At 72.4% G+C, this 18,417-nt stretch carries 21 protein-coding genes; 6 read left to right on the forward strand and 15 right to left on the reverse strand.

The window, feature by feature from the left end; genetic code table 11:
• From AB0I67_RS31510 to AB0I67_RS31565, 12 genes are all read right to left on the reverse strand, one after another.
• A partial coding sequence (locus tag AB0I67_RS31510; RefSeq protein ID WP_357930845.1) for a hypothetical protein occupies nt 1-244 on the reverse strand: 244 nt, incomplete at its 3' end.
• Nucleotides 241-1,548 (reverse strand): MFS transporter, encoded by a 1,308-nt coding sequence (locus tag AB0I67_RS31515; RefSeq protein ID WP_357930848.1) that lies wholly within the window; start codon nt 1,546-1,548, stop codon nt 241-243. The genes AB0I67_RS31510 and AB0I67_RS31515, both read right to left, overlap by 4 nt.
• A 134-nt stretch (nt 1,549-1,682) precedes the next feature.
• Nucleotides 1,683-2,051 (reverse strand): nuclear transport factor 2 family protein, encoded by a 369-nt coding sequence (locus tag AB0I67_RS31520; RefSeq protein ID WP_357930849.1) that lies wholly within the window; start codon nt 2,049-2,051, stop codon nt 1,683-1,685.
• 22 nt (nt 2,052-2,073) lie between these two features.
• Nucleotides 2,074-2,964, reverse strand: coding sequence for an NAD(P)-binding domain-containing protein (locus AB0I67_RS31525; protein ID WP_357930852.1), 891 nt, complete (start codon nt 2,962-2,964; stop codon nt 2,074-2,076).
• A 25-nt stretch (nt 2,965-2,989) separates the two neighbouring features.
• Nucleotides 2,990-3,769, reverse strand: coding sequence for an ATP-binding cassette domain-containing protein (locus AB0I67_RS31530; RefSeq protein WP_357930855.1), 780 nt, complete (start codon nt 3,767-3,769; stop codon nt 2,990-2,992).
• Nucleotides 3,766-4,800, reverse strand: coding sequence for an ABC transporter permease (locus AB0I67_RS31535; RefSeq protein ID WP_357930858.1), 1,035 nt, complete (start codon nt 4,798-4,800; stop codon nt 3,766-3,768). Before AB0I67_RS31535 ends, AB0I67_RS31530 begins: the two co-directional genes overlap by 4 nt.
• Complete coding sequence (locus AB0I67_RS31540; RefSeq protein ID WP_357930861.1) at nt 4,797-5,783, reverse strand: sugar ABC transporter substrate-binding protein; 987 nt, start codon at nt 5,781-5,783, stop codon at nt 4,797-4,799. The genes AB0I67_RS31535 and AB0I67_RS31540 overlap by 4 nt, the downstream gene beginning before the upstream one ends.
• A gap of 87 nt (nt 5,784-5,870) precedes the next feature.
• A complete protein-coding gene (locus AB0I67_RS31545) occupies nt 5,871-6,605 on the reverse strand; it encodes an HAD family hydrolase (RefSeq protein WP_357930864.1) in 735 nt (244 codons plus the stop codon).
• On the reverse strand, nt 6,602-7,657 hold the full coding sequence (locus AB0I67_RS31550; protein ID WP_357930868.1) for an ABC transporter ATP-binding protein: 1,056 nt from the start codon (nt 7,655-7,657) through the stop codon (nt 6,602-6,604). The genes AB0I67_RS31545 and AB0I67_RS31550 overlap by 4 nt, the downstream gene beginning before the upstream one ends.
• Nucleotides 7,658-9,475, reverse strand: a complete 1,818-nt coding sequence (locus AB0I67_RS31555) for an iron ABC transporter permease (protein WP_357930871.1) — start codon at nt 9,473-9,475, stop codon at nt 7,658-7,660.
• A complete protein-coding gene (locus tag AB0I67_RS31560; RefSeq protein ID WP_357930874.1) occupies nt 9,472-9,705 on the reverse strand; it encodes a hypothetical protein in 234 nt (77 codons plus the stop codon). The genes AB0I67_RS31555 and AB0I67_RS31560 overlap by 4 nt, the downstream gene beginning before the upstream one ends.
• Nucleotides 9,702-10,850 carry an ABC transporter substrate-binding protein gene (locus AB0I67_RS31565; RefSeq protein WP_357930876.1) on the reverse strand — a complete coding sequence of 383 codons (1,149 nt, stop codon included), beginning with the start codon at nt 10,848-10,850 and terminating at the stop codon, nt 9,702-9,704. The genes AB0I67_RS31560 and AB0I67_RS31565 overlap by 4 nt, the downstream gene beginning before the upstream one ends.
• Nucleotides 10,851-11,025: 175 nt before the next feature.
• Between AB0I67_RS31565 and AB0I67_RS31570 the strand changes: the two genes are divergently transcribed.
• The 5 genes from AB0I67_RS31570 (at nt 11,026) to AB0I67_RS31590 (ending at nt 14,969) form a co-directional block, all read left to right on the forward strand.
• On the forward strand, nt 11,026-11,538 hold the full coding sequence (locus AB0I67_RS31570) for a hypothetical protein (protein ID WP_357930878.1): 513 nt from the start codon (nt 11,026-11,028) through the stop codon (nt 11,536-11,538).
• Between the two features lies 1 nt (nt 11,539).
• Nucleotides 11,540-12,388, forward strand: coding sequence for a DUF4097 family beta strand repeat-containing protein (locus AB0I67_RS31575; protein ID WP_357930881.1), 849 nt, complete (start codon nt 11,540-11,542; stop codon nt 12,386-12,388).
• Nucleotides 12,389-12,525: 137 nt separating this feature from the next.
• Nucleotides 12,526-13,473, forward strand: a complete 948-nt coding sequence (locus AB0I67_RS31580; protein ID WP_357930884.1) for an ATP-binding cassette domain-containing protein — start codon at nt 12,526-12,528, stop codon at nt 13,471-13,473.
• Nucleotides 13,470-14,291 (forward strand): ABC transporter permease, encoded by an 822-nt coding sequence (locus AB0I67_RS31585; RefSeq protein ID WP_357930886.1) that lies wholly within the window; start codon nt 13,470-13,472, stop codon nt 14,289-14,291. The genes AB0I67_RS31580 and AB0I67_RS31585 overlap by 4 nt, the downstream gene beginning before the upstream one ends.
• A 42-nt stretch (nt 14,292-14,333) precedes the next feature.
• Nucleotides 14,334-14,969: a TetR/AcrR family transcriptional regulator gene (locus tag AB0I67_RS31590; RefSeq protein WP_357930887.1), complete on the forward strand. Its 636-nt coding sequence runs from the start codon at nt 14,334-14,336 to the stop codon at nt 14,967-14,969.
• On the opposite strand, the gene AB0I67_RS31595 is transcribed toward AB0I67_RS31590, so the two are convergent.
• The 3 genes from AB0I67_RS31595 to AB0I67_RS31605 form a co-directional block, all read right to left on the reverse strand.
• Entirely contained in the window at nt 14,957-15,679 is a 723-nt protein-coding gene (locus tag AB0I67_RS31595; RefSeq protein WP_357930888.1) for a hypothetical protein, read from the reverse strand. The genes AB0I67_RS31590 and AB0I67_RS31595 overlap by 13 nt on opposite strands.
• Before the next feature lie 96 nt (nt 15,680-15,775).
• Nucleotides 15,776-16,576, reverse strand: a complete 801-nt coding sequence (locus tag AB0I67_RS31600; protein WP_357930890.1) for a CoA ester lyase — start codon at nt 16,574-16,576, stop codon at nt 15,776-15,778.
• A complete protein-coding gene (locus AB0I67_RS31605; protein ID WP_357930891.1) occupies nt 16,573-17,760 on the reverse strand; it encodes a CoA transferase in 1,188 nt (395 codons plus the stop codon). The genes AB0I67_RS31600 and AB0I67_RS31605 overlap by 4 nt, the downstream gene beginning before the upstream one ends.
• Nucleotides 17,761-17,792: 32 nt before the next feature.
• On the opposite strand from AB0I67_RS31605, the gene AB0I67_RS31610 reads away from it, so the two are divergent.
• Complete coding sequence (locus AB0I67_RS31610) at nt 17,793-18,416, forward strand: GntR family transcriptional regulator (RefSeq protein WP_357930893.1); 624 nt, start codon at nt 17,793-17,795, stop codon at nt 18,414-18,416.
• Nucleotide 18,417 lies beyond the last annotated feature (1 nt).

Genomic DNA, 18,417 nt, shown 5'->3' on the forward strand with positions numbered 1-18,417 from the left:
GGGTGTGGCCGGCGCGCCCGTGGGCGGGCCCGGCGCCCGGGCCGTCCCGGGGCCGCCTGGTGTCGGGGCAGGGCCCGGCCACCCGGAGCGCGGCCACCGGCGCCTGCCGTACCGCGTCGAGGTCGGCGGCCACGCAGACGGCGCGGTAGGCGGCGCCGTCGGGCGGCGGGTGGTGGAAACGGGCGTCGGAGCGGACGGCGACGAGGGTGTTCGCCGGCCGGCCGAGTGCGACGCCGAGGATCACTCCAGCTCGCGCCCCTCGGTCTCGGGCAGCGGCAGGGCCAGCAGCACCGTGACGGCCAGGAAGGCGTTGATGATCAGCATGGTCGGCGTGAACCCGGTCGAGGCCGCGAGCAGCGCGCCGACCGCGGAGGGCGCGGCGGTGGTGGCGACGAGCTGGGCGGCGGTGGCCCAGGAGTAGCCGGTGCCGCGCAGCGCGGTCGGGTAGAACTCGCCGTTCCAGGTGTTCCAGACGCCCCACGCGCCGAGGCTGAAGAAGGAGAGCACGAAATTGCCCGCGTACAGCTCCCAGGTGGCCGAGGCGGTGGCGAACCAGAGCCCGCCGACGGCCGCGGCCGCGACGTAGGAGAGGAAGACCTTCTTGCGGCCGAAGCGCCCGGTCAGCCAGGAGGCGCTGACGTAGCCGGGGATCATCATCAGCGCGCTGAGCGCCGCGAAGCCGAGCGAGGCCGACAACGTCAGGCCCTTCTCCTGCAGCAGCGTCGGCAGCCAGGTCTGCAGCCCCCAGTAGCCCCAGTTGAAGGCGAAGTTGAGCAGCAGCATCAGCACGGTGATCCGGGCGAGTTTGCCGCGGAACAGGTCGAGCGGGTTGCCGACACGCTCGGTGGTGACGGTGAAGGTGGCGTCCCAGTCGGGGCTGCCCAGCTCGCGCAGCACCGCGCGGGCCTCGGCCTGCCGGCCGCGGGCGGCCAGCCAGTAGGGCGACTCCGGCACCCAGGCGCGGATGGCGAAGGCCCACAGCCCGGCGGCGGCGCTGGCGATGGCCACGACGTGCCAGCCCAGGTGGCCCAGGGCCAGCGAGGCGCCGATGGCGGCCAGGATGCCGATCGGCCAGCCGATGGACAGGTAGACCGCGGCCTTGCCGCGCTGCCTGGTGGGCAGCAGTTCGAGGAAGTAGGGGAAGGTGATGGTGTAGACGCCCGCCAGCGCCAGGCCGGAGGCCACCCGCAGGGTGAGCAGGACCGGCAGGTTGGGCGCGAAGGCGGAGGCCAGGGCGATCACCCCGTAGGCGACCAGCGACCAGAAGCTGGTCGGCAGCCGTCCGATGCGGTCGGCGATCGGCCCCCAGATGAGCACGCCCGGGATCATGCCGAAGGCCACCGCCGAGAGGACCAGGCCGACGCCGCCCTCGTCGATGCCGAAGGAGGCGCCGAGGTCGTCGGCGACGTAGATCAGCGCGAGCTGCTCCCAGGATTCGATGACGAAGGCGATGAAGAGCGCCAGCGCGATGAGCACGTGCCGCCGGGTGAACGGCATGCGGTCGAAAGCCGCGCCGATGGGCAGCGTCCGCGTGTCTGTGGCAGTCATGGAACTCCTCGGAGGGGGGCGTAGAAGTTGTTGCGAACCCTAGGCCCGCCCCCTCGTCCGGCGACTGTGCCAGACGCCTGTCTCGATCACCCGCGGCTGTGCGCCGCGCCCGGTACGGCCAGCATACCCGCAGGTCAGATGGTGTTCTCGTGGACGTGCACGATCAGCCACGCCTCGTCGGCCCGGCGGAGCACCGCGGTCGTCCTGACCAGCTCCGGCGGGCCGTCGGCGAAGTCGACGCGCAGCACGTAGCGCGCGAGGGCGGTCTCGCCCCACACGTCCACGACCTCGTCGAGGGGATGGACGCCGGTCTCCGCCGGCCCGCCGGCGGGCCGCGCGTCCCGGACGGCGTCGAGCTGGGCGCGGCTGGTGATCAGCTCGGGCGCCGCCGAGTCCCAGATGGTCGCCTCCGGGTGCAGGAGCCGGTCGATCCCGGCCCGGTCGCCTCGCGCGTAGGCGTCGTACATGCCGGTGATGACCGCCCAGACGGCGTCGCGAGACATCGCGCCCATCCCTTCGTCGTGCTCAGTCGGACGCGCTCACGTTACCCGGCGGCCTGCGCAGCAGCGTGACCACCCGCATCAGGCTGTCCCCGCCGTACCCGGCGGCGACCGCCTCGGCCATCAGCCGGCGGTGCGGCTCCAGGAAGTCGGTGCGCACGCCCAGCTCCTCGCTGGCGGCGAAGAAGTTGGGGAAGATCAGGTCGTTCATCGCCAGGTTGGACACGTCGGTGGCGAAGTGGTCGCTGTCGACCTCCTCGGCGCCCTCGCGCACGACGCTGAGCATCGCCTGGAGCCAGGTTTCGATGCGCGGGCCGAACTCGGTGGTCTTGATCCCGGCGTTGGAGATCATCGCCAGGGCGTGGTAGACGCCGCCGAACATGCCGTACATGGCGCTGAGCAGGGCCAGGTCGTACAACGCGGCGGTGCCGGGGTCGGTGTCGACGAAGTCGGGGGTGGCCAGGACGTCCAGGGTGGCGCGATGCTCGGCGAAGGCGTCGGCAGCGCCGCTGTAGAGGATCAGCGCCTCGCGGGAGCCGATCATCGGCGGGACCGCCATCACGCCGCCGTCCAGGTAGCGGGCGCCGAAGCCGCGGACCACGGTGTCGAGCTCGCGGGCCTGCTCGGGCGTGCCGTTGGTGAGGTTCACCACGGTACGGCCGGCCAGCGTCTCGCCCATCGCGGCCAGCAGCTCGCCGGCCGCCGCCTGGTCGAGCACGACGAGCACCACGAGGTCGCTCGCCTGCGCCGCCGCCACCGGGTCGGCGGCCCGGCCGGCTCCGGCGGCGACCAGGTCGTCGGCCTTGGCCGCGGTGCGGTTCCACACCGTGGTCGGGTGGCCGGCGTCGAGGAAGGTGCGGGCCACGGCGTGTCCCAGGAGGCCGAGGCCGAGCACTGTCACAGAGGGCTTGTTCATGGGACCCACCGTGCCGGGACGCGCTTCAGGTCCGCTTCGGATCGGCTCCAGGTCCGGCCAGCTCGTGGGCGAGCTGCTCCAGCTCGGCGCCGCCGGCCATCAGCGAGGTCAGCTCCTGCAGCGCGATGTCGGCCTTGGCGTGCAGGCCCAGGCTGGCGCCGCGGTTGAGCAGCAGGAAGCGGTCGCCGACCGGGTAGGCGTGGTGCGGGTTGTGCGTGATGAACACGACGCCGAGCCCGCGATCACGGGCGCGCACGATGTAGCGCAGCACCACCCCGGCCTGCTTGACGCCGAGGGCGGAGGTGGGCTCGTCCAGGATGAGGATCTTGGCCCCGAAGTGCACCGCCCGGGCGATGGCGACCGACTGCCGCTCGCCGCCGGACAGGGTGCCGACCGGCTGGTCCACGTCGCGGATGTCGATGCCCATCGCGCGCAGCTCCTCGCGGGCCACCCGCTTGGCGGTGGCGATGTCGAAGCGGCCGAAGGACTTGCGTGGCTCGGAGCCGAGGAAGAAGTTCCGCCAGACCGACATCAGCGGGATCATCGCCAGGTCCTGGTAGACGGTGGCGATGCCGCGGTCGAGCGCCGCCCGCGGGCTGGCCAGCCGTACGGCCTGGCCGTCGAGCAGGTACTCGCCGGAGTCGTGCTGGTGCACCCCGGCCAGGATCTTGATCAGGGTGGACTTGCCGGCGCCGTTGTCGCCCAGCACGCAGGTCACGGTGCCGGGCTCGACCAGCATCGACACCTCGCGCAGGGCCAGCACCGAGCCGAACGACTTGCCGATGGCGCGGGTCTCGAGGATCAATGTCTCACCTGCTCGGCGTAGCGGCGCACCAGCCGGTTGGCCAGCGTGGCCAGCAGCAGCATCGCGCCGAGGAAGAACATGAACCAGTCGGCGTCCCAGCCGAGGAAGACGATGCCCTTGTCGGCCATCCCGAAGATGACCGCGCCGATGGAGGCGCCGATGGCCGAGCCGTACCCGCCGGTGAGCAGGCAGCCGCCGATGACGGCGGCGATGATGTAGATGAACTCCTGCCCGATGCCGATGTTGGCCTGCACGCTGGTGTAGCGCAGCGCGAGCATGGAGCCGACCAGCCAGGCGGCGAAGGCGGTCGTCATGAACAGCGCGATCTTGGTGCGGGCGGCGGGCACCCCGACCGCGCGGGCGGCCAGGTCGTTGCCGCCGACGGCGAAGACCCAGTTGCCCGCGCGGGTGCGCATGAGGAACCAGGTGGCGAGCGCGGTCAGGCCGAGCCACCACAGGATCGCCACCCGGAACCCGACCCCGCCGACGGTGATCGTGCCGCCGAACAGGGTGCGGGCCAGCTCGTAGCCGTCGGCCCTGGCCAGGCCGCTGACCTGGACGGTGCCGGTCAGCGCCTTGGTGACGCCCAGGTTGACGCCCTGCAGCATCAGGAAGGTGCCCAGCGTCACGATGAAGCTCGGCAGCTTGGTGCGGGTGACCATGAGGCCGTTGAGGAAGCCGACCGCCAGCGCGACGACCAGCCCGGCCAGCATCGCCAGCCAGACGTTGACGCCGAAGCGGGTGGCCAGGATGACCAGCACCAGGCCGCTGGTGCCGGTCAGCACGCCCGCCGACAGGTCGAACTCGCCGCCGATCATGAGCAGGGCGACGGCGACCGCCATGATGCCCAGCGTGGCCGCCGGGTCGAGCCAGTTGGCGACGCCGGCCACCGAGCGGAAGACCTCCGACTGGGCGGCGAAGAAGGCGAAGACGACGACCGCGCCGACCACCGCCCCGAGCTCGGGGCGGATCAGCAGGCGGCGCAGCGGTCCGGCGTGGGCCAGCCGCTCGTCCACGGCGGCGCTCGTCACCTGGTGCCGCCCTCGGCCAGCTTGGCGATGGCCTCGGCGTTGTCCTTGGTCACGAAGCCGGGTCCGGTGTTGACCGGCAGGCCGCCGCCGACGGTGTTGAGGTTCTTCTTGTGCAGGGTGAGGAAGGTGATCGGCAGCCAGCCCTGCAGGTACTGCTGCTGGTCGACGGCGAACAGGATCTGCCCGTCCTTGATCGCGGCGACCACGTCGGCGGACAGGTCGAAGGTGGCCAGCTTGGCCTGCGAGCCGGAGTCGCGCACGGCGTCGCGGGCGGCGATGGCGACGGCGTTGTTCAGCGCCAGGATGCCGTTGACCGCCTTGTCCGACTGCAGCTTCGCGGTGACCTTCGAGGTGACGTCGGCGAGGTTGGCGATGTCGACCTGCAGCCGCTCGACCGTGCCGCCGAGCGTCTCCTCCGCGCCCTTGCAGCGCTGGTCGAGCCCGACGTTGCCGGCCTCGTGCACGACGCACAGCAGCTTGGTGACGCCGGCCGCCTTGAGCTGCTCGCCCGCGCCGCGCCCGGCCACGTCCTCCGACTGGCCGACGTGGGCGACCGCCCCGAACTCCTTTGAGCGGTCGGCGCCGGAGTTGATGGTGATCACGGGGATCTTGGCGGCGACCGCCTTGCCGATGGCCTCCTTCAGCGCGTCGGGGTTGGCCATGGAGACCACGATGCCGTCGACCTTCTGCGCGACCGCCTGGTCGATGAGCTGCGACTGCTTGCCCGGGTCGCCGTCGCCCTGGTAGGTGACGGTGACCCCGTACTGCTTGCCGGCGGCCTCGGCGCCGTTCTTGACCACGTCCCAGAAGGAGTCGCCCGCGCCGCCGTGGGTGACGACGGCGAAGGAGCCCTGGTTGGCGGCGGGGCTCTGGCCGCCCCCGGCCGGGGCGGGCGGCTGCGTCTGGCCGCCGCCGCCCCCGGAACTGCAGCCGGCCAGGACCAGCGAGCCCAGCAGAGCCAGGATGATCGGCGTTCGCTTCACGGCTACCTCCAAGACCGGTGAGTGACCTTGTTCTAACCGCCCGGTCCGCGAAGGTCAATAGTTTGTCCAGACATGAGGACTAATCTGTTAGCTGGCGGACATCAGGGCGATCAGGGCGGGGATGTCGTCCACGACGGCGCTCGGGCGCTGCCGTACCCGGTAGGGGATCTTGTCGGTGCTGGAGGAACGGACGATCACCGTGGTGCCGACGCCCGCCCGCACCCCGCACAGCGCGTCGCGGTCGAAGTTGTCGCCGACGTACCAGACGTCGGCCGGGTCGACCCCGAGCGCGCGGGTGGCGATCCAGATCATCTCCGGATTCGGTTTGCGCACTCCGACCTCGTCGCTGTAGACCTGCAGCGCCACCGGCAGCTCCTGGCGGGCGACGAAGTCGCGGTGCACCGCGCCGCACAGGGCGTTGCTGACCACCGCCACGGGCACCTCGCACGCCGCCAGCAGCTCGCGGACGCCCGGCCGCAACCGCCGCTCCTGGCGCAGCTCGCCCATCAGCCGGCACAACGCGCTCGCCTCGGCCAGCACCAGCTCGCGCGCCGCGGCCGGCCAGTCGGCCGCGACGTAGTCGCCCCAGAACTGGCGATGGGTCATCTCGGCCGGCGCGGCCAGGCGCGACATCGCGTCCTTCCAGTAGCGGTCGGCGTCGGCGCCCGCCCGGATGTCGAGCTCCACCTCCGCCACGTCCAGGTCGAGGCAGCCGGCCCGCGCCAGCCGCCCGTGCACCTCCTTGGCCAGCTCGGCCGGCCAGGAGGGCCGTTTGGCCCCCTCGACCAGCACCCCGCCGAAGTCCAGCAGCAACGCCTTCACAAACGCTTCCCATCCTCACCGAACAGGTGCAGGTCGGCCGCGCGCGCCCAGCAGCGCACGACCTCGCCGGTCGCCGCCTCGACCGGCTCGTAGGACAACGCGAACAGCTCAGTCTCCTGGATGCGCAACCGGGTGGTCCATGACGAACCCGCCGGGAGCACCGCCTCGACGACCGCCTCCTCGCTCCAGGCGCCGGGTGCGGGCTCGCCCAGCCGCAGCGCTTCCGGCCGGACCCCGACCGTCGCGACCGCTCCACCCGCTTTGTCCGTGGCGCCGGCGTAGCGCAGCAGTGACGCGATCCCCGGCGTGTCGACCAGGTTCATCGGCGGGCTGCCGACGAACTCGGCGACGAACCGGTTGGCCGGCCGGGCATACATCTCCAGCGGCGGCGCCACCTGCTGCAGCGTGCCGCCCTCCATGACCGCGATCTGGGTGGCCATGGTCATCGCCTCGAGCTGGTCGTGGGTGACGAAGACGATCGTCGCCCCCGACTCCTCGTGGATGCGCTTGAGCTCGGCGCGCATCTCCAGCCGCAGCCGCGCGTCCAGGTTGGACAGCGGCTCGTCCAGCAGCAGCACCGACGGGCCGACCGCCAGCATCCGCGCCAGGGCCACCCGCTGCTGCTGCCCGCCGGACAGTTGCGAGGGGTAGCGGTCCATGGCGTCCTCGACGTGCACCATCTTCAGCGCCGCCTCCGCCCGCGCCCGCCGCTCCGGCCCGGGCACCTTGCGCATGCGCAGCCCGAACTCGGTGTTGCCCAGCACCGTCAGGTGCGGCCACAGCGCGTAGTTCTGGAAGACGAGCCCCATCTGCCGCTTCTCCGGCGGCACGTAGCGGCCCTGCTCGACCGAGTCGAGCACCCGGCCGTCCACCTCGATCGTCCCGGCGCTCGGCTGCTCCAGCCCGGCGATCATGCGCAGGGTCGTCGTCTTGCCGCAGCCCGACGGGCCCAGCAGGCACATGAAGGCCCCGTCGGGGACGACCAGGTCCAGGTCCTTGACCGCGTGGGCGGAGCCGCCGTAGCTCTTCGACACGCCGCGTAAGGTGATCATTCATCCTCCGAGCCCGGCCGCCAGGGAACTCCTGGTCAGGCGCTGCGCGAGATAGGTCATGGTGAAGGAGACCAGCGCGATCATCAGCACGACCGCGTTGGCGAGCTGGGTGTAGCCGTAGTCGACGAGGTTGATCGAGAGCGTGGTGAGCAACTGGGTCCCGGTCGTGGTCAGCATGATCACGATGCTGAGCTCCTTCAGGCCCGAGATGAACGGCAGCACCACCCCGGTGACCAGCGCCCCCTTCTGGATGGGGAAGACGATGAGCCGCATCCGCGCCGCCCACGAGGCGCCGCTGACCTGCGCCGCCTCCTCGGGCTCGCGGCCGAGCTGCGTCATCGCCGCGATCCCCGAGCGCGAGGAGTACGGCAGATGCGTCACCGCCATCACGATCACCAGCAGGGCCGTCGTGCCGTACAGCGCCGGGACCGGTCCGCGCTGCACGGCGAACAGCGACAGCGACGCGGCGGCGAAGGCGATGCCGGGGATCAGGTAGGGCAGGAAGGACACCTGCCGCAGGAACCCGGCGACCCGGCCGGCCGTCCCCCTGACCACCACGTAGCCGACCAGCAGCCCGAGCACGCCGCAGATGAGCGCGGCGCTGCCGACGATCACCAGGCTGTTCCAGGCCGCCTCCCACAGCTCGCTGCCGCGCAGCACCCCGTGCGGGAAGCCGACCGCGCCCGGCAGGTGCTCGCCCAGCCAGAAGTCGAGGGTGAAGTTGTCGGCCCGCCACACCCCCGGCGTGCGCGTCACCGTGGACAGGGCCAGCGTCCCGACCGGGATCGCCACGCTGACCAGCAGGGTCAGCCCGGCCAGCGCGGCGGCCGGCCAGCGCCAGCGGCGCAGGTCCGCCGGCCGGTCCATCGCGCCCTTGCCGCCCACCGTCACGAACCGGCGCTGCTCGCGCAGCAGGCGCATGTCCACCAGCACGACCAGCACGCCGATGACCACGATCACCGAGGCCAGCACCGAGGCCACGCCCGTGCTCCGGTCGCGGATCGACTGGTACAGGCCGGTGGACAGCACCCGGTAGTCGGCCGGCAACCCCAGGATGTACGGCGTGCCGAAGGTGCCGAGCACCCGCCCCACCACCAGCAGCACCGCGCTCGACAACGCGGGCAGCATCAGCGGCGCGACGATGCGCCGCACCACCGTGGCCCGCGAGGCGCCCAGGATGCGCGCCGAGTCCTCCAGTTGCGAGTCGATGCGCCGCAGCGCGTTGCCCACCAGGAGGAAGACGAAGGGGAAGTAGTGCAGCCCCAGCGTCACGATGATCGGCACCGCCCCGTAGGCCAGCCAGTCGGGCGTGCGGATCCCGGCCGACTGCAGGATGCCCGCCTGCCCGCCGGCCCGCTCGTTCTTGAACAACGTCAGCCACGCCAGCGAGAACGTCCACGACGGCAGCATGTACGGCACGACCAGCGCGCCGGCCAGGAAGCGGCGGCCGGGCACGTTGGTGCGCGTCACCAGGAAGGCCATCCCGCCCCCGGCCACCAGCGCGAACAGCACCGTGCCGACGCTGACCACCACCGTGTTGACCAGCGGCTCCCAGAACAGCAGCCCGCTGATCTGCGAGCGGAACACCCGCCACAGGTAGTAGCCGGTCCACTCGCCGGGCCGCTGGCCCGAGTGCACCTCGTCCCCGTACTGCACGCGGAAGGCGTCGGAGATCACCGCGCCGAGCGGGGCCACCACCAGGTACAGCAGCAGGATCACCAGGATCAGGCCCATCGCCGCGGTGGGCTCGTGGCGCAGCACGCGTAAGCGGTAGACCACCCGCCGCCGGATCGGCGGCCGGTCGGTGACCGTCGTCATCTCATCGTCTCCTCAAGGTCCAGGGGGTCAAGTGCTGGCGCACCCGGCTGCCGGCCTTGCGCGCGGCCAGGGCGCAGGCGGTGACCGAGGCCGGGTCGCCCAGCACCCGGCCCCACGGCCAGCACCGCGCCCGCCCGCGCGGTGGCGATCTGCGCGCTGGCCAGGGCCACGAAACTGGCGCCCGAGGCGCCGCGCAGGTCGTCCCACGCCCGGCGCAACCGGCCCGTCATCCGTGGTTGATCCGCCAGAAGTCCGACACGACCTGCCGGTTCTGGAAGTCGGCCAGGAGCTTGGCCGAGTCGGTGTGGAACAGCTCGCTCTTCCAGTCCTTGAGACCTTCGGGCACCACGAGCGGCTTGACGGTGGAGTTGCCGGAGACCCCGCCTTCGGCGATCTCGTGCTTGACGCCCTCCTCGGTCATGATGAAGTGCACGAAGAGCTTGGCGGCGTTGGGGTGCTTGCTCTTGGTGGCGATGGCCGCGTACTTCGGGTAGCTGAAGCCGGCGAAGGGCTGCATGCCGGTGCAGGCGGCCTGGGTGTAGCCCTTCTCCTCGTTGTTCCTGAACTTCGAGATGGACATGAAGCCGATCTTGGAGTCCTTGGCGGTGGGGGCGCCGACGGCGCCGGAGATGTCCTCGTCGGAGCCGGTCAGCACGGGCTGGTTGGCCGAGAGCCGCTTGATCCACTCGTAGGCGGCGCTCTTCTCCTTGGTCTCCAGCGGCTTGCCGTACCTGGCCTGGTAGGCCTGTTCGAGCGCCTGGTTGCCGTGCGCGTCGAGCTGCGTGAAGAACGACAGGACGGTCGGCTTGCCGAGCGGGTCCTGCATGACGACCTTGCCGCGCCACTCGGGCTCGGTCAGGTCCCAGACGTTCTTGGCCGGGCAGCCGTCCGGTGACAGCTTGGTGTTGTAGGCGAAGATCGTGGCCTTGGCCAGGGCCATCAGCGGGTTCTGGTTCTCCGGCGGGATGTCCTTGGCCAGGTCGCCGGGGATCCAGGTGTGCACGATCTGCTGGGGCAGGAGCTGGCCGACCAGCACGCCGCCGTCCTCGTACATGGTGGCGTCGATGGTCACGTTGCCGGCGGCGTGCTCGCGGATCATCTTCTCCGCGGTCTCCGGGGAGTCGGACTTGACGCCCTCCATCTGGATCCCGTACTTCGCGGTGAAGGCCTTGGCGACGTCCTCGATGTCGCCGCTGGAGTCGTAGACGGTCACGCTGCCCTCCGCCTTGGCGGCGGCGACGAGCGCCGCCAGGTCGAAGGCGGCGTCCTGGGAGGCGCTGGGCGCGGGCGCGGGCGCGGCGGCCGGGCCCTGGGTGGACGGAGCGCAGGCGGTGGCGAGGACGGCCACGGTTAAAAGGGCTGGAACGGTGCGCATGAACGGCTCCTTCGAGAGAGCGGCCGGGCCCCCGTTCCGGCTGGCGATGCCTACAAAATGAACGCCAGATGAACCATTTGTCAAGACATAATGACCTTTAGAGGAGCAGCCCACCGGCTGTCAGGACGTGGGTCACGCGCTTGCCGTGGCACCATTCTGGTGCCATTCTGGTGCCATGGATCTCACGCCCTACGTCGACACCATCCGCCGCGAGATCGCCCTCGCCGCGGAAGCCGGCGGCGAGGAGGCGCGCGCCCTGGCCGTCCGGCTCTCCGCCACTGTGGAGTCGGCCGCCCGCCTCGCCCTGCTCGAAGCCCTCTCCGCCGCGGCCGACGAGATCACCCGCGACCTGGCCCCCGGCTCGGTGGACGTACGGCTGCGCGGGCGCGACCCCCAGTTCGTCGTGACACCATCCCCGCCCGCCGCCGGCACCACGCGGCACCACGAAGCGCCCGCCGACGAAGCGCCGGTCCCGGAGGCCGAGGACGGCGCCGTCGTCCGCGTCGCCCTGCGCGTCCCCGAACAGCTCAAGCCCCGCATCGACGAGGCGGCCGGCCGCGAGGGCCTGTCGGTCAACTCCTGGCTGGTGAGAGTCGTCGCCTCCGCCCTCGACCAGCGCACCCGCCGCCGCACCGCCACCCCCGACAGCGGCGCGACCGGCCAGCGGTTCACCGGATGGGTGAGCTGACGTGCCCGTCTACGACACCCCAGAGCCCATCACCGCCGCCGTCGAGGGCGTCTACGGCCCGATCCGCTTCCACGCCGGCCCGCGCATCACCACCGAGGTCCTCGTCCGGCCCGGCAACCCGGCCGACCCCGAGGACGCCCGCGCCGCCGCCGAGACCCGGGTGGAGTTCACCGCCGGCCGGCTCGTCGTCCGGCGGCCCAAGAAGGGACCGCTCAGCCGGCTCATCGGGGCGAGCGGCGAGACCGTCATCGACATCGGCCTGCCCGCGGGCTCCGCCGTCGAGGTCGACGCGGCCGGTGAGATCCACACCAGCGGCGAGCTCGGCGAGTGCACGCTGACCTCCTCCTACCACGACGTCCGCGTCGAGCACGCGGCGGCGCTGCGGGTCAGCGCCGCGCACGGCGACGTCTTCGTCGGCTCGGTCGGCGGGACCACCACGATCACCTCCGCCTACGGGGCGATCGAGGCCGGGCGGCTCGGCGGCCACACCGCCGTGAAGGCCACCCACGGCGACGTGCGGATCGCCGAGACCGGCGGCGACCTGCGCGTCCGGCACGCCTCCGGCCTGGTCTTCCTCGGCCGCGCCGGCGGCGACGTGGCGATCAGCACGGCCTACGGGGACCTGCGGGTCGCCGAGGTCTCCGGCGGCACCGTCACTTTGGAGACCAACACCGGTGGCATCGAGATCGGCATCGCCGAGGGCACCGCCGCCTGGCTCGACGTCAGCTCCGGCTACGGCACCGTCTCCGTCGGCCTCGACGCCGGCGACGGCCCGGGAGCCGGCCTGCGCACCGCCGAGATCACCGCCCGCGCCGGCTACGGCGACATCCGCGTCCGCCGCGCCCCCTGACCCCCCGCTTTCCCATCCCCCAAGAACCTGCTGGTCGCCCCTTCCGATCCCCGAAAGAACCTCCTTCCCATCCTCGGATGAACCTCCCGATCCCCCAGGCTCCCGGTCCTCCGGGTTGCCCGACGAAACGAGGTCCCATGCCCGCCCCCGCCATCGCCGTCTCCGGCCTGCGCAAGGCCTACGGCGACAAGACCGTCCTCGACGGCGTCGACTTCGAGGTCCCCGCCGGCACCGTCTTCTCCCTGCTCGGCCCGAACGGCGCCGGCAAGACCACCACCGTGCAGATCCTGTCCACCCTGCTGACCGCCGACTCCGGCCGGGCCTGGGTCGGCGGCCACGACGTGCGCGCCGACCCCGACGCGGTGCGCGCGCTGATCGGCGTCACCGGCCAGTTCTCGGCCGTGGACGAGCTGCTCACGGGCGAGGAGAACCTCCGCCTGATGGCCGACCTGCTCCACCTCGACCGCGCGGAAGGCCGCCGCCGCGCCACCGCGCTGGTGGAGTGGTTCGAGCTCGGCGAGGCGGCCAGACGCCCCGCCGGCACCTACTCCGGCGGCATGCAGCGCCGCCTCGACCTGGCGATGACCCTCATGGGCGAGCCGAAGGTGATCTTCCTCGACGAGCCGACCACCGGCCTCGACCCGCGCAGCCGGCACACCACCTGGCAGATCATCCGCGACCTGCTCAGCGAGGGCATGACCGTCTTCCTCACCACCCAGTACCTGGAGGAGGCCGACCAGCTCGCCGACCGCATCGCCCTGCTCGACCACGGCCGGCTGGCCGCCCACGGCACCCCCGACGAGCTCAAGCGCATGGTCCCCGGCGGCCACGTCAGCCTGCGCTTCGCCGACCCCTACTCGTTCGACGCCGCCGCCCGGCTGCTCGGCCCGGCGCGGCGCGACGAGGCCGCGCTGAGCCTCCAGGTGCCCGGCGACGGCAGCGTCCGCGCGCTCAGGACCCTGCTCGACCGCCTGGACGGGGCCGGGCTGGAGCCCGAGTCCTGCACCGTGCACACCCCCGACCTCGACGACGTCTTCCTGGCCCTGACCGGCCGGCCCGCCCCCGACAAGGAGCCCGCCCGATGAGCACGGTCCCCACCACCGGCCCCGGCGTCCGGCGGCTGAGCCCGCTGGCGCTCACCCTCGCCGACTCGGCCACCATGATCCGGCGCAGCTTCAAGCACGCGCTGCGCTACCCGTCCATGACCATCAGCACCGTGCTGATGCCCGCCTTCATGCTGCTGCTGTTCGTCGGCCTGTTCGGCAGGTCGATGAGGGCCGGCCTGGCCGGCACCGCCGCCGACGGCCTGGAGTACGTCGACTTCGTCGCCCCCGGCGTGCTGGTCGTCGCGGCGGCCGCGGCCGGGGTGGCCACCTCCGTCGCGGTCTGCGTGGACATGACCAAGGGCATCGTCAACCGCTTCCGCACCATGTCCATCGCCAGGACCTCGGTGCTGACCGGGCACGTCGTCGGCAGCGTGGTCCAGGCGATGGCCGGGGTGATCCTGGTCGCCGGCATCGCGCTGGCGATGGGCTTCCGCCCCACCGCCGGAGTCCTGGAGTGGCTCGGCGCGCTGGGGCTGCTCACGCTGCTGTCCTTCGCGCTCACCTGGCTGTCGGTCGCGCTCGGCCTGCTGGCCAAGAACCCGGAGGGCGCCAGCAACACGCCGCTGCTCTTCCAGCTCCTGCCCTTCCTCGGCAGCGCGTTCGTGCCCACCGAGACGCTGCCGTCGGCGGTACGCTGGTTCGCCGAGTACCAGCCCTTCACGCTGATCAACGCGACGTTGCGGGGCCTGCTGCTCGGCCTGCCGGTCGGCGACAACGCGATCATCGCCGTCGCCTGGTGCCTCGTCCTGGCCGTGGCGGGATACGCGTGGTCCAAGATGTTGTTCAACCGGCGCTAGCCCTACTAGAACGGAATCATTCGTTCCCTTATAGTGGACGGCATGACCAGCCCACCCATGAGCGGCCGCAAGAAGCAGGCCGCACGCAACGACGAGCTGATCCTGCAGGCCGCGCGCACGGTGTTCACCACCGATCCGGGAGCCCCCATCTCCGCCGTCGCCGACCGCGCGGGCGTCGGGATCAGCGCTCTCTACCGGCGCTACCCCAGCAAGGACGCGCTGCTGCAGAAACTCTGCTCCGACGGGCTACAGCTCTTCCTCAAGGCCGCCCGCGAGGGCCTGGCCGTGGACGACCCCTGGGAAGGCTTCGCCACCTTCGTGCGAGGCGTGGTCGCCTACGACAGCCACTCGCTCACCATCGCCCTGGCCGGCACCTTCCCGCCCACCGAGGACCTCTTCCGCGACTCCCAGCTCGCCTTCCAGCTCAGCGCCGAGGTCTTCGAACGGGCCCAGCAGGCCGGGGTGCTGCGCCCCGGCCTGGTCGTGGACGACCTCGCGATGGTCTTCGAGCAGCTCGCCTCGATCAAGCTCGGCGACGCCGAACGCATCGCCGAGCTGCGCGAGCGCTACCTCACCCTGATCCTCGACGCCCTGCGCAACCCCCCGGCCGTCAGCCCGCTGCCCGGCCCGCCGCCCACCGCCGCCGAGATCGGCCAGCGCTGGGTCTACACCGGCTGATCCGGCGTCCTGGCCAGCTCCCACAACCGCTCGAACTGCCGGAACCAGTAGGCGAACCAGCGCGGGTGGGCCTCCTTCGTCAGCTCCAGGTGCATGCGCGCCACGATCGACTCGTTGCGCACCCCGTGGAACTCGACGATGACCCGCCCGTGCCTGGTCCTCGGATCGATCAGCACGAGGCTGAAGCCCGGGTTGAAGCCCAGCAGCCGGTAGGCCACCCGGTCAGGGTCGCGCATCCGCTCCAGCCGGCCCAGCGTGCCGGCCAGGCCCTCGCGCAGGCCCTGCACCTGGTGCTCCTCCGAGCCGTCGAGCTGGGCCTCGGCCAGCCGCAGCCCCTCGGCCGCCTCCGGGTCCAGCACGATCACCTGCAACGAGCCGCCCCGCTTGGCCAGCAGGCCGTTCCACAACATCTGGCAGTTCTGGGCCGACAGCAGGTTCACCCCGGTCGGCGCGTAGATCCGCACGTCCTTGGCCTTGCCGAACAGCTGCGACAACGGCTCGCCCTCGAACGACAGCCGGTCGGCCGGCCGTACGGCGTCGCGGTCCAGCCGCTCCGGCGGCAGGGTCAGCCGGTAGACCAGCAGCGCGATCCCGCCCAGCACCACCGCCCAGCGCAGGTTCTCCGAGAGGACGTCGTCCACCGCCGTCACCACGGCGCAGACGAACGCCGCCGCCGCCAGCGCGTAGGCCTCGAGATTCCTGCGCTGCACCAGATCAGTTCGAAACCGCCGGAACAGCCCCACCGCGCCTCCCTCGGCTCGCCCCACCTCCATTCTGGGCGGGCCGGCCCTCGCGCGGGCGGTGTTCTAGGGCGCTTCCTCCCCGGCCAGGTCCAGCACCCGGCGGGCGCGCGCGACGACCGGCGCGTCCACGAAGCGCCCGTCGGCGAGCGCCACCGCGCCCCGGCCGGCCGCTTCGACGATCTCGCGGGCCCTGGCCACCTCCTCCGCGCTCGGGCGGAAGGCCCGGCGGATGACGGGGAGCTGGGCGGGGTGGATGGCGGCCCTGCCGTACAGGCCGATGGAGCGCCCGCGCACGCACGAGGCGAGCAGGCCCTCCTCGTCGCGCACGTGCGGGTAGACCGACATCGGCACCGGCGGCAGCCCGGCCGCCGCCGCGGCGAGGATGACCTGCAGCCGCAGGTGATCGAGGGCGCTCTCGGCGGTGATGGACAGCTCGGCCGCCAGGTCCTGCTCGCCGAGCGCGATGCCCGCCACGCGCGGGTGCGCGGCGATCGCCGGCGCGGCGAGCACGCCCGCCGCCGACTCCACCAGCGCGTACAGCGGCGTCTCCCCCGGCAGGTCGAGCGCCCGCGGCGACTCCACCTTGGGCACGCGCAGCCCGTCGGCGCCCGCCCCGGCCAGCGCCGCCACGTCGGCCCGCCCGCGCTCGGTGGCCGGGTCGTTCACCCGCACGTGCACGGCGGGCCCGCCCTCACGGGCGCCGAGGTAGGCCAGCGCGTTGGCCAGGGCCTCCGCCTTGCGCTCGGCCGCGACCGCGTCCTCCAGGTCGATGATGACCACGTCCGCCCCGGACCCGGCGGCCTTGGCGAACCGCTCGGGCCGGTCCCCCGGCACGTACAGCCAGGTCAGCGGTGCCGCGCTCACGCGATCACCCCGTCGGCGCGCAACGTCGCGACGGCCTCGGCGGCGTAGCCGAGCTCGCCGAGGATCTCCTCGGTGTGCCGTCCGTGCGGCGGCCCCGCCCACCGCACCTCCCCCGGCGTCTCCGACAGCCGGAACAACACGTTCTGTACGGTCACCGAGCCGAGCTCCTCGTCGGGGAGCTCGACGAAGGTGTTCAGCGCCTCGTACTGGGGGTCAACGGCGATGTCCTTTACATTGTAGATCGGAGCCACCGCCGCCTGCGCCTCCTCGAACCTGGCGATGACCTCCTCGGCGTCCCGCTCGGCGATCCACGACCCCACGGCCGCGTCCAGCTCCTCCACGTGCGCCACCCGCCCGCTGCCGGTGGCGAACCACGGCTCGGCCACCAGGTCGGCCCGCCCCACCAGCGTGACCACCCGCTCGGCGATGCTCTGCGCGCTGGTCGAGATGGCCAGCCACCGCCCGTCGCGGGTGCGGTAGGTGTTGCGCGGCGCGTTGCTGCTGGAGCGGTTGCCGGTGCGCGGCGGCACCACGCCCAGCTCCTTGTAGGCGGTCATCTGCGGCCCGAGCAGCCCCAGGATCGGCTCGATGATCGCCATGTCGATCACCTGGCCGCGTCCGGTCGCCTCCCGGGCGTGCAGCGCCACCATGATCGCGTAGGACATCGCCAGCCCCGCGATGCCGTCGGCCATGGCCAGCGGCGGCAACGTCGGCGGCCCGTCGGGCTCCCCTGTCATCGCCGCGAAGCCGCTCATCGCCTCGGCCAGCGTGCCGAACCCCGGCCGCGAGGCCATCGGCCCGAACTGCCCGAAGCCGGTCATCCGCGCGACCACCAGGCGCGGGTTGAGCTCGTGCAGCACCTCGGGCCCGAGGTTCCAGCGCTCCAGGGTGCCGGGACGGAAGTTCTCCACCAGCACGTCGGACTCCACCGCCAGCCTGCGCAGGATCTCCTGGCCGCCGGGCTGCGACAGGTCGACGGCCGCCGTCCGCTTGTTGCGGCCCAGCGTCTTCCACCACAGGCCCACGCCGCGCGAGGAGGCGCCATGCCCGCGCGCCGGGTCGGGCCGCCGCGGATGCTCGATCTTGACCACGTCCGCGCCGAAGTCACCCAGCAGCATCGCCGCCGAGGGGCCGGCGAAGAGCGTGGCCGCGTCGATCACCCGGATACCATCCAAAGCTCCCATAGTCTTATATCTTATAAGATGTGCCCGCACCGATGAGCAAAGCCGACTACGTCTACTCCGTGCTCCTGGAGGAGATCCGCACCGCGCGCCTGCCCGGCGGCACGGCCCTGCGCGCCGCGGCCATCGCCGAGCGGCTGGGCGTCTCGGTCACCCCGGTCCGCGAGGCGCTGCGCCGCCTGGAGCAGGATCGGCTGATCAGCTACGAGCCGCACCACGGCGCCACCGTCGCCGACCTCACCGGCGAGGCCCTGGAGGAGTTCTACGGCGTGCGCGCGGTCCTGGAGGGCTACGCGGCCCGCCGCGCCGCCACCCGGCGCACCCCCGCCGACCTGGAGCGGCTGCGCGCCCTGCACGAGTCGATGCGCGCGGACCTGGCCGCCGGCCGCCTGGAGGCCCTCGGCGGCCGGAGCGAGCAGTTGCACCTGGCCCTCGCCGACATCGGCGGCCCCGCCTTCCTCGGCCGGCAGATCCGGGCGGTCCGCGACACCGTTCCCGTGCGGCCCGGCGACTCGCTGTGGCTCGACCCCGCCCTGGCCGCCGACCTGCTGGAGGCGCACGAACGGCTGCTGGCCGCGCTGGAGGCGGGCGACGGAGCCGCCGCCGAGCGCGTGATGGTCGAGCACGTCGAGCAGGGCGGCGCGCACCGCACCGGCTAAC

It is taken from the genome of Nonomuraea sp. NPDC050310 (assembly GCF_040655795.1).
GTDB lineage: Bacteria > Actinomycetota > Actinomycetes > Streptosporangiales > Streptosporangiaceae > Nonomuraea.

Excerpts from the sequence above, each read along its gene's own strand:
- AB0I67_RS31605 (WP_357930891.1), bottom strand. The coding sequence starts at position 17,760 with ATGGGAGCTTTGGATGGTATCCGGGTGATCGACGCGGCCACGCTCTTC.
- AB0I67_RS31580 (WP_357930884.1), top strand. The coding sequence starts at position 12,526 with ATGCCCGCCCCCGCCATCGCCGTCTCCGGCCTGCGCAAGGCCTACGGC.
- AB0I67_RS31590 (WP_357930887.1), top strand. The coding sequence starts at position 14,334 with ATGACCAGCCCACCCATGAGCGGCCGCAAGAAGCAGGCCGCACGCAAC.
- AB0I67_RS31515 (WP_357930848.1), bottom strand. The coding sequence starts at position 1,548 with ATGACTGCCACAGACACGCGGACGCTGCCCATCGGCGCGGCTTTCGAC.
- AB0I67_RS31550 (WP_357930868.1), bottom strand. The coding sequence starts at position 7,657 with ATGATCACCTTACGCGGCGTGTCGAAGAGCTACGGCGGCTCCGCCCAC.
- AB0I67_RS31560 (WP_357930874.1), bottom strand. The coding sequence starts at position 9,705 with ATGACGGGCCGGTTGCGCCGGGCGTGGGACGACCTGCGCGGCGCCTCG.
- AB0I67_RS31555 (WP_357930871.1), bottom strand. The coding sequence starts at position 9,475 with ATGACGACGGTCACCGACCGGCCGCCGATCCGGCGGCGGGTGGTCTAC.
- AB0I67_RS31520 (WP_357930849.1), bottom strand. The coding sequence starts at position 2,051 with ATGTCTCGCGACGCCGTCTGGGCGGTCATCACCGGCATGTACGACGCC.
- AB0I67_RS31525 (WP_357930852.1), bottom strand. The coding sequence starts at position 2,964 with ATGAACAAGCCCTCTGTGACAGTGCTCGGCCTCGGCCTCCTGGGACAC.
- AB0I67_RS31585 (WP_357930886.1), top strand. The coding sequence starts at position 13,470 with ATGAGCACGGTCCCCACCACCGGCCCCGGCGTCCGGCGGCTGAGCCCG.
- AB0I67_RS31565 (WP_357930876.1), bottom strand. The coding sequence starts at position 10,850 with ATGCGCACCGTTCCAGCCCTTTTAACCGTGGCCGTCCTCGCCACCGCC.
- AB0I67_RS31610 (WP_357930893.1), top strand. The coding sequence starts at position 17,793 with ATGAGCAAAGCCGACTACGTCTACTCCGTGCTCCTGGAGGAGATCCGC.
- AB0I67_RS31570 (WP_357930878.1), top strand. The coding sequence starts at position 11,026 with ATGGATCTCACGCCCTACGTCGACACCATCCGCCGCGAGATCGCCCTC.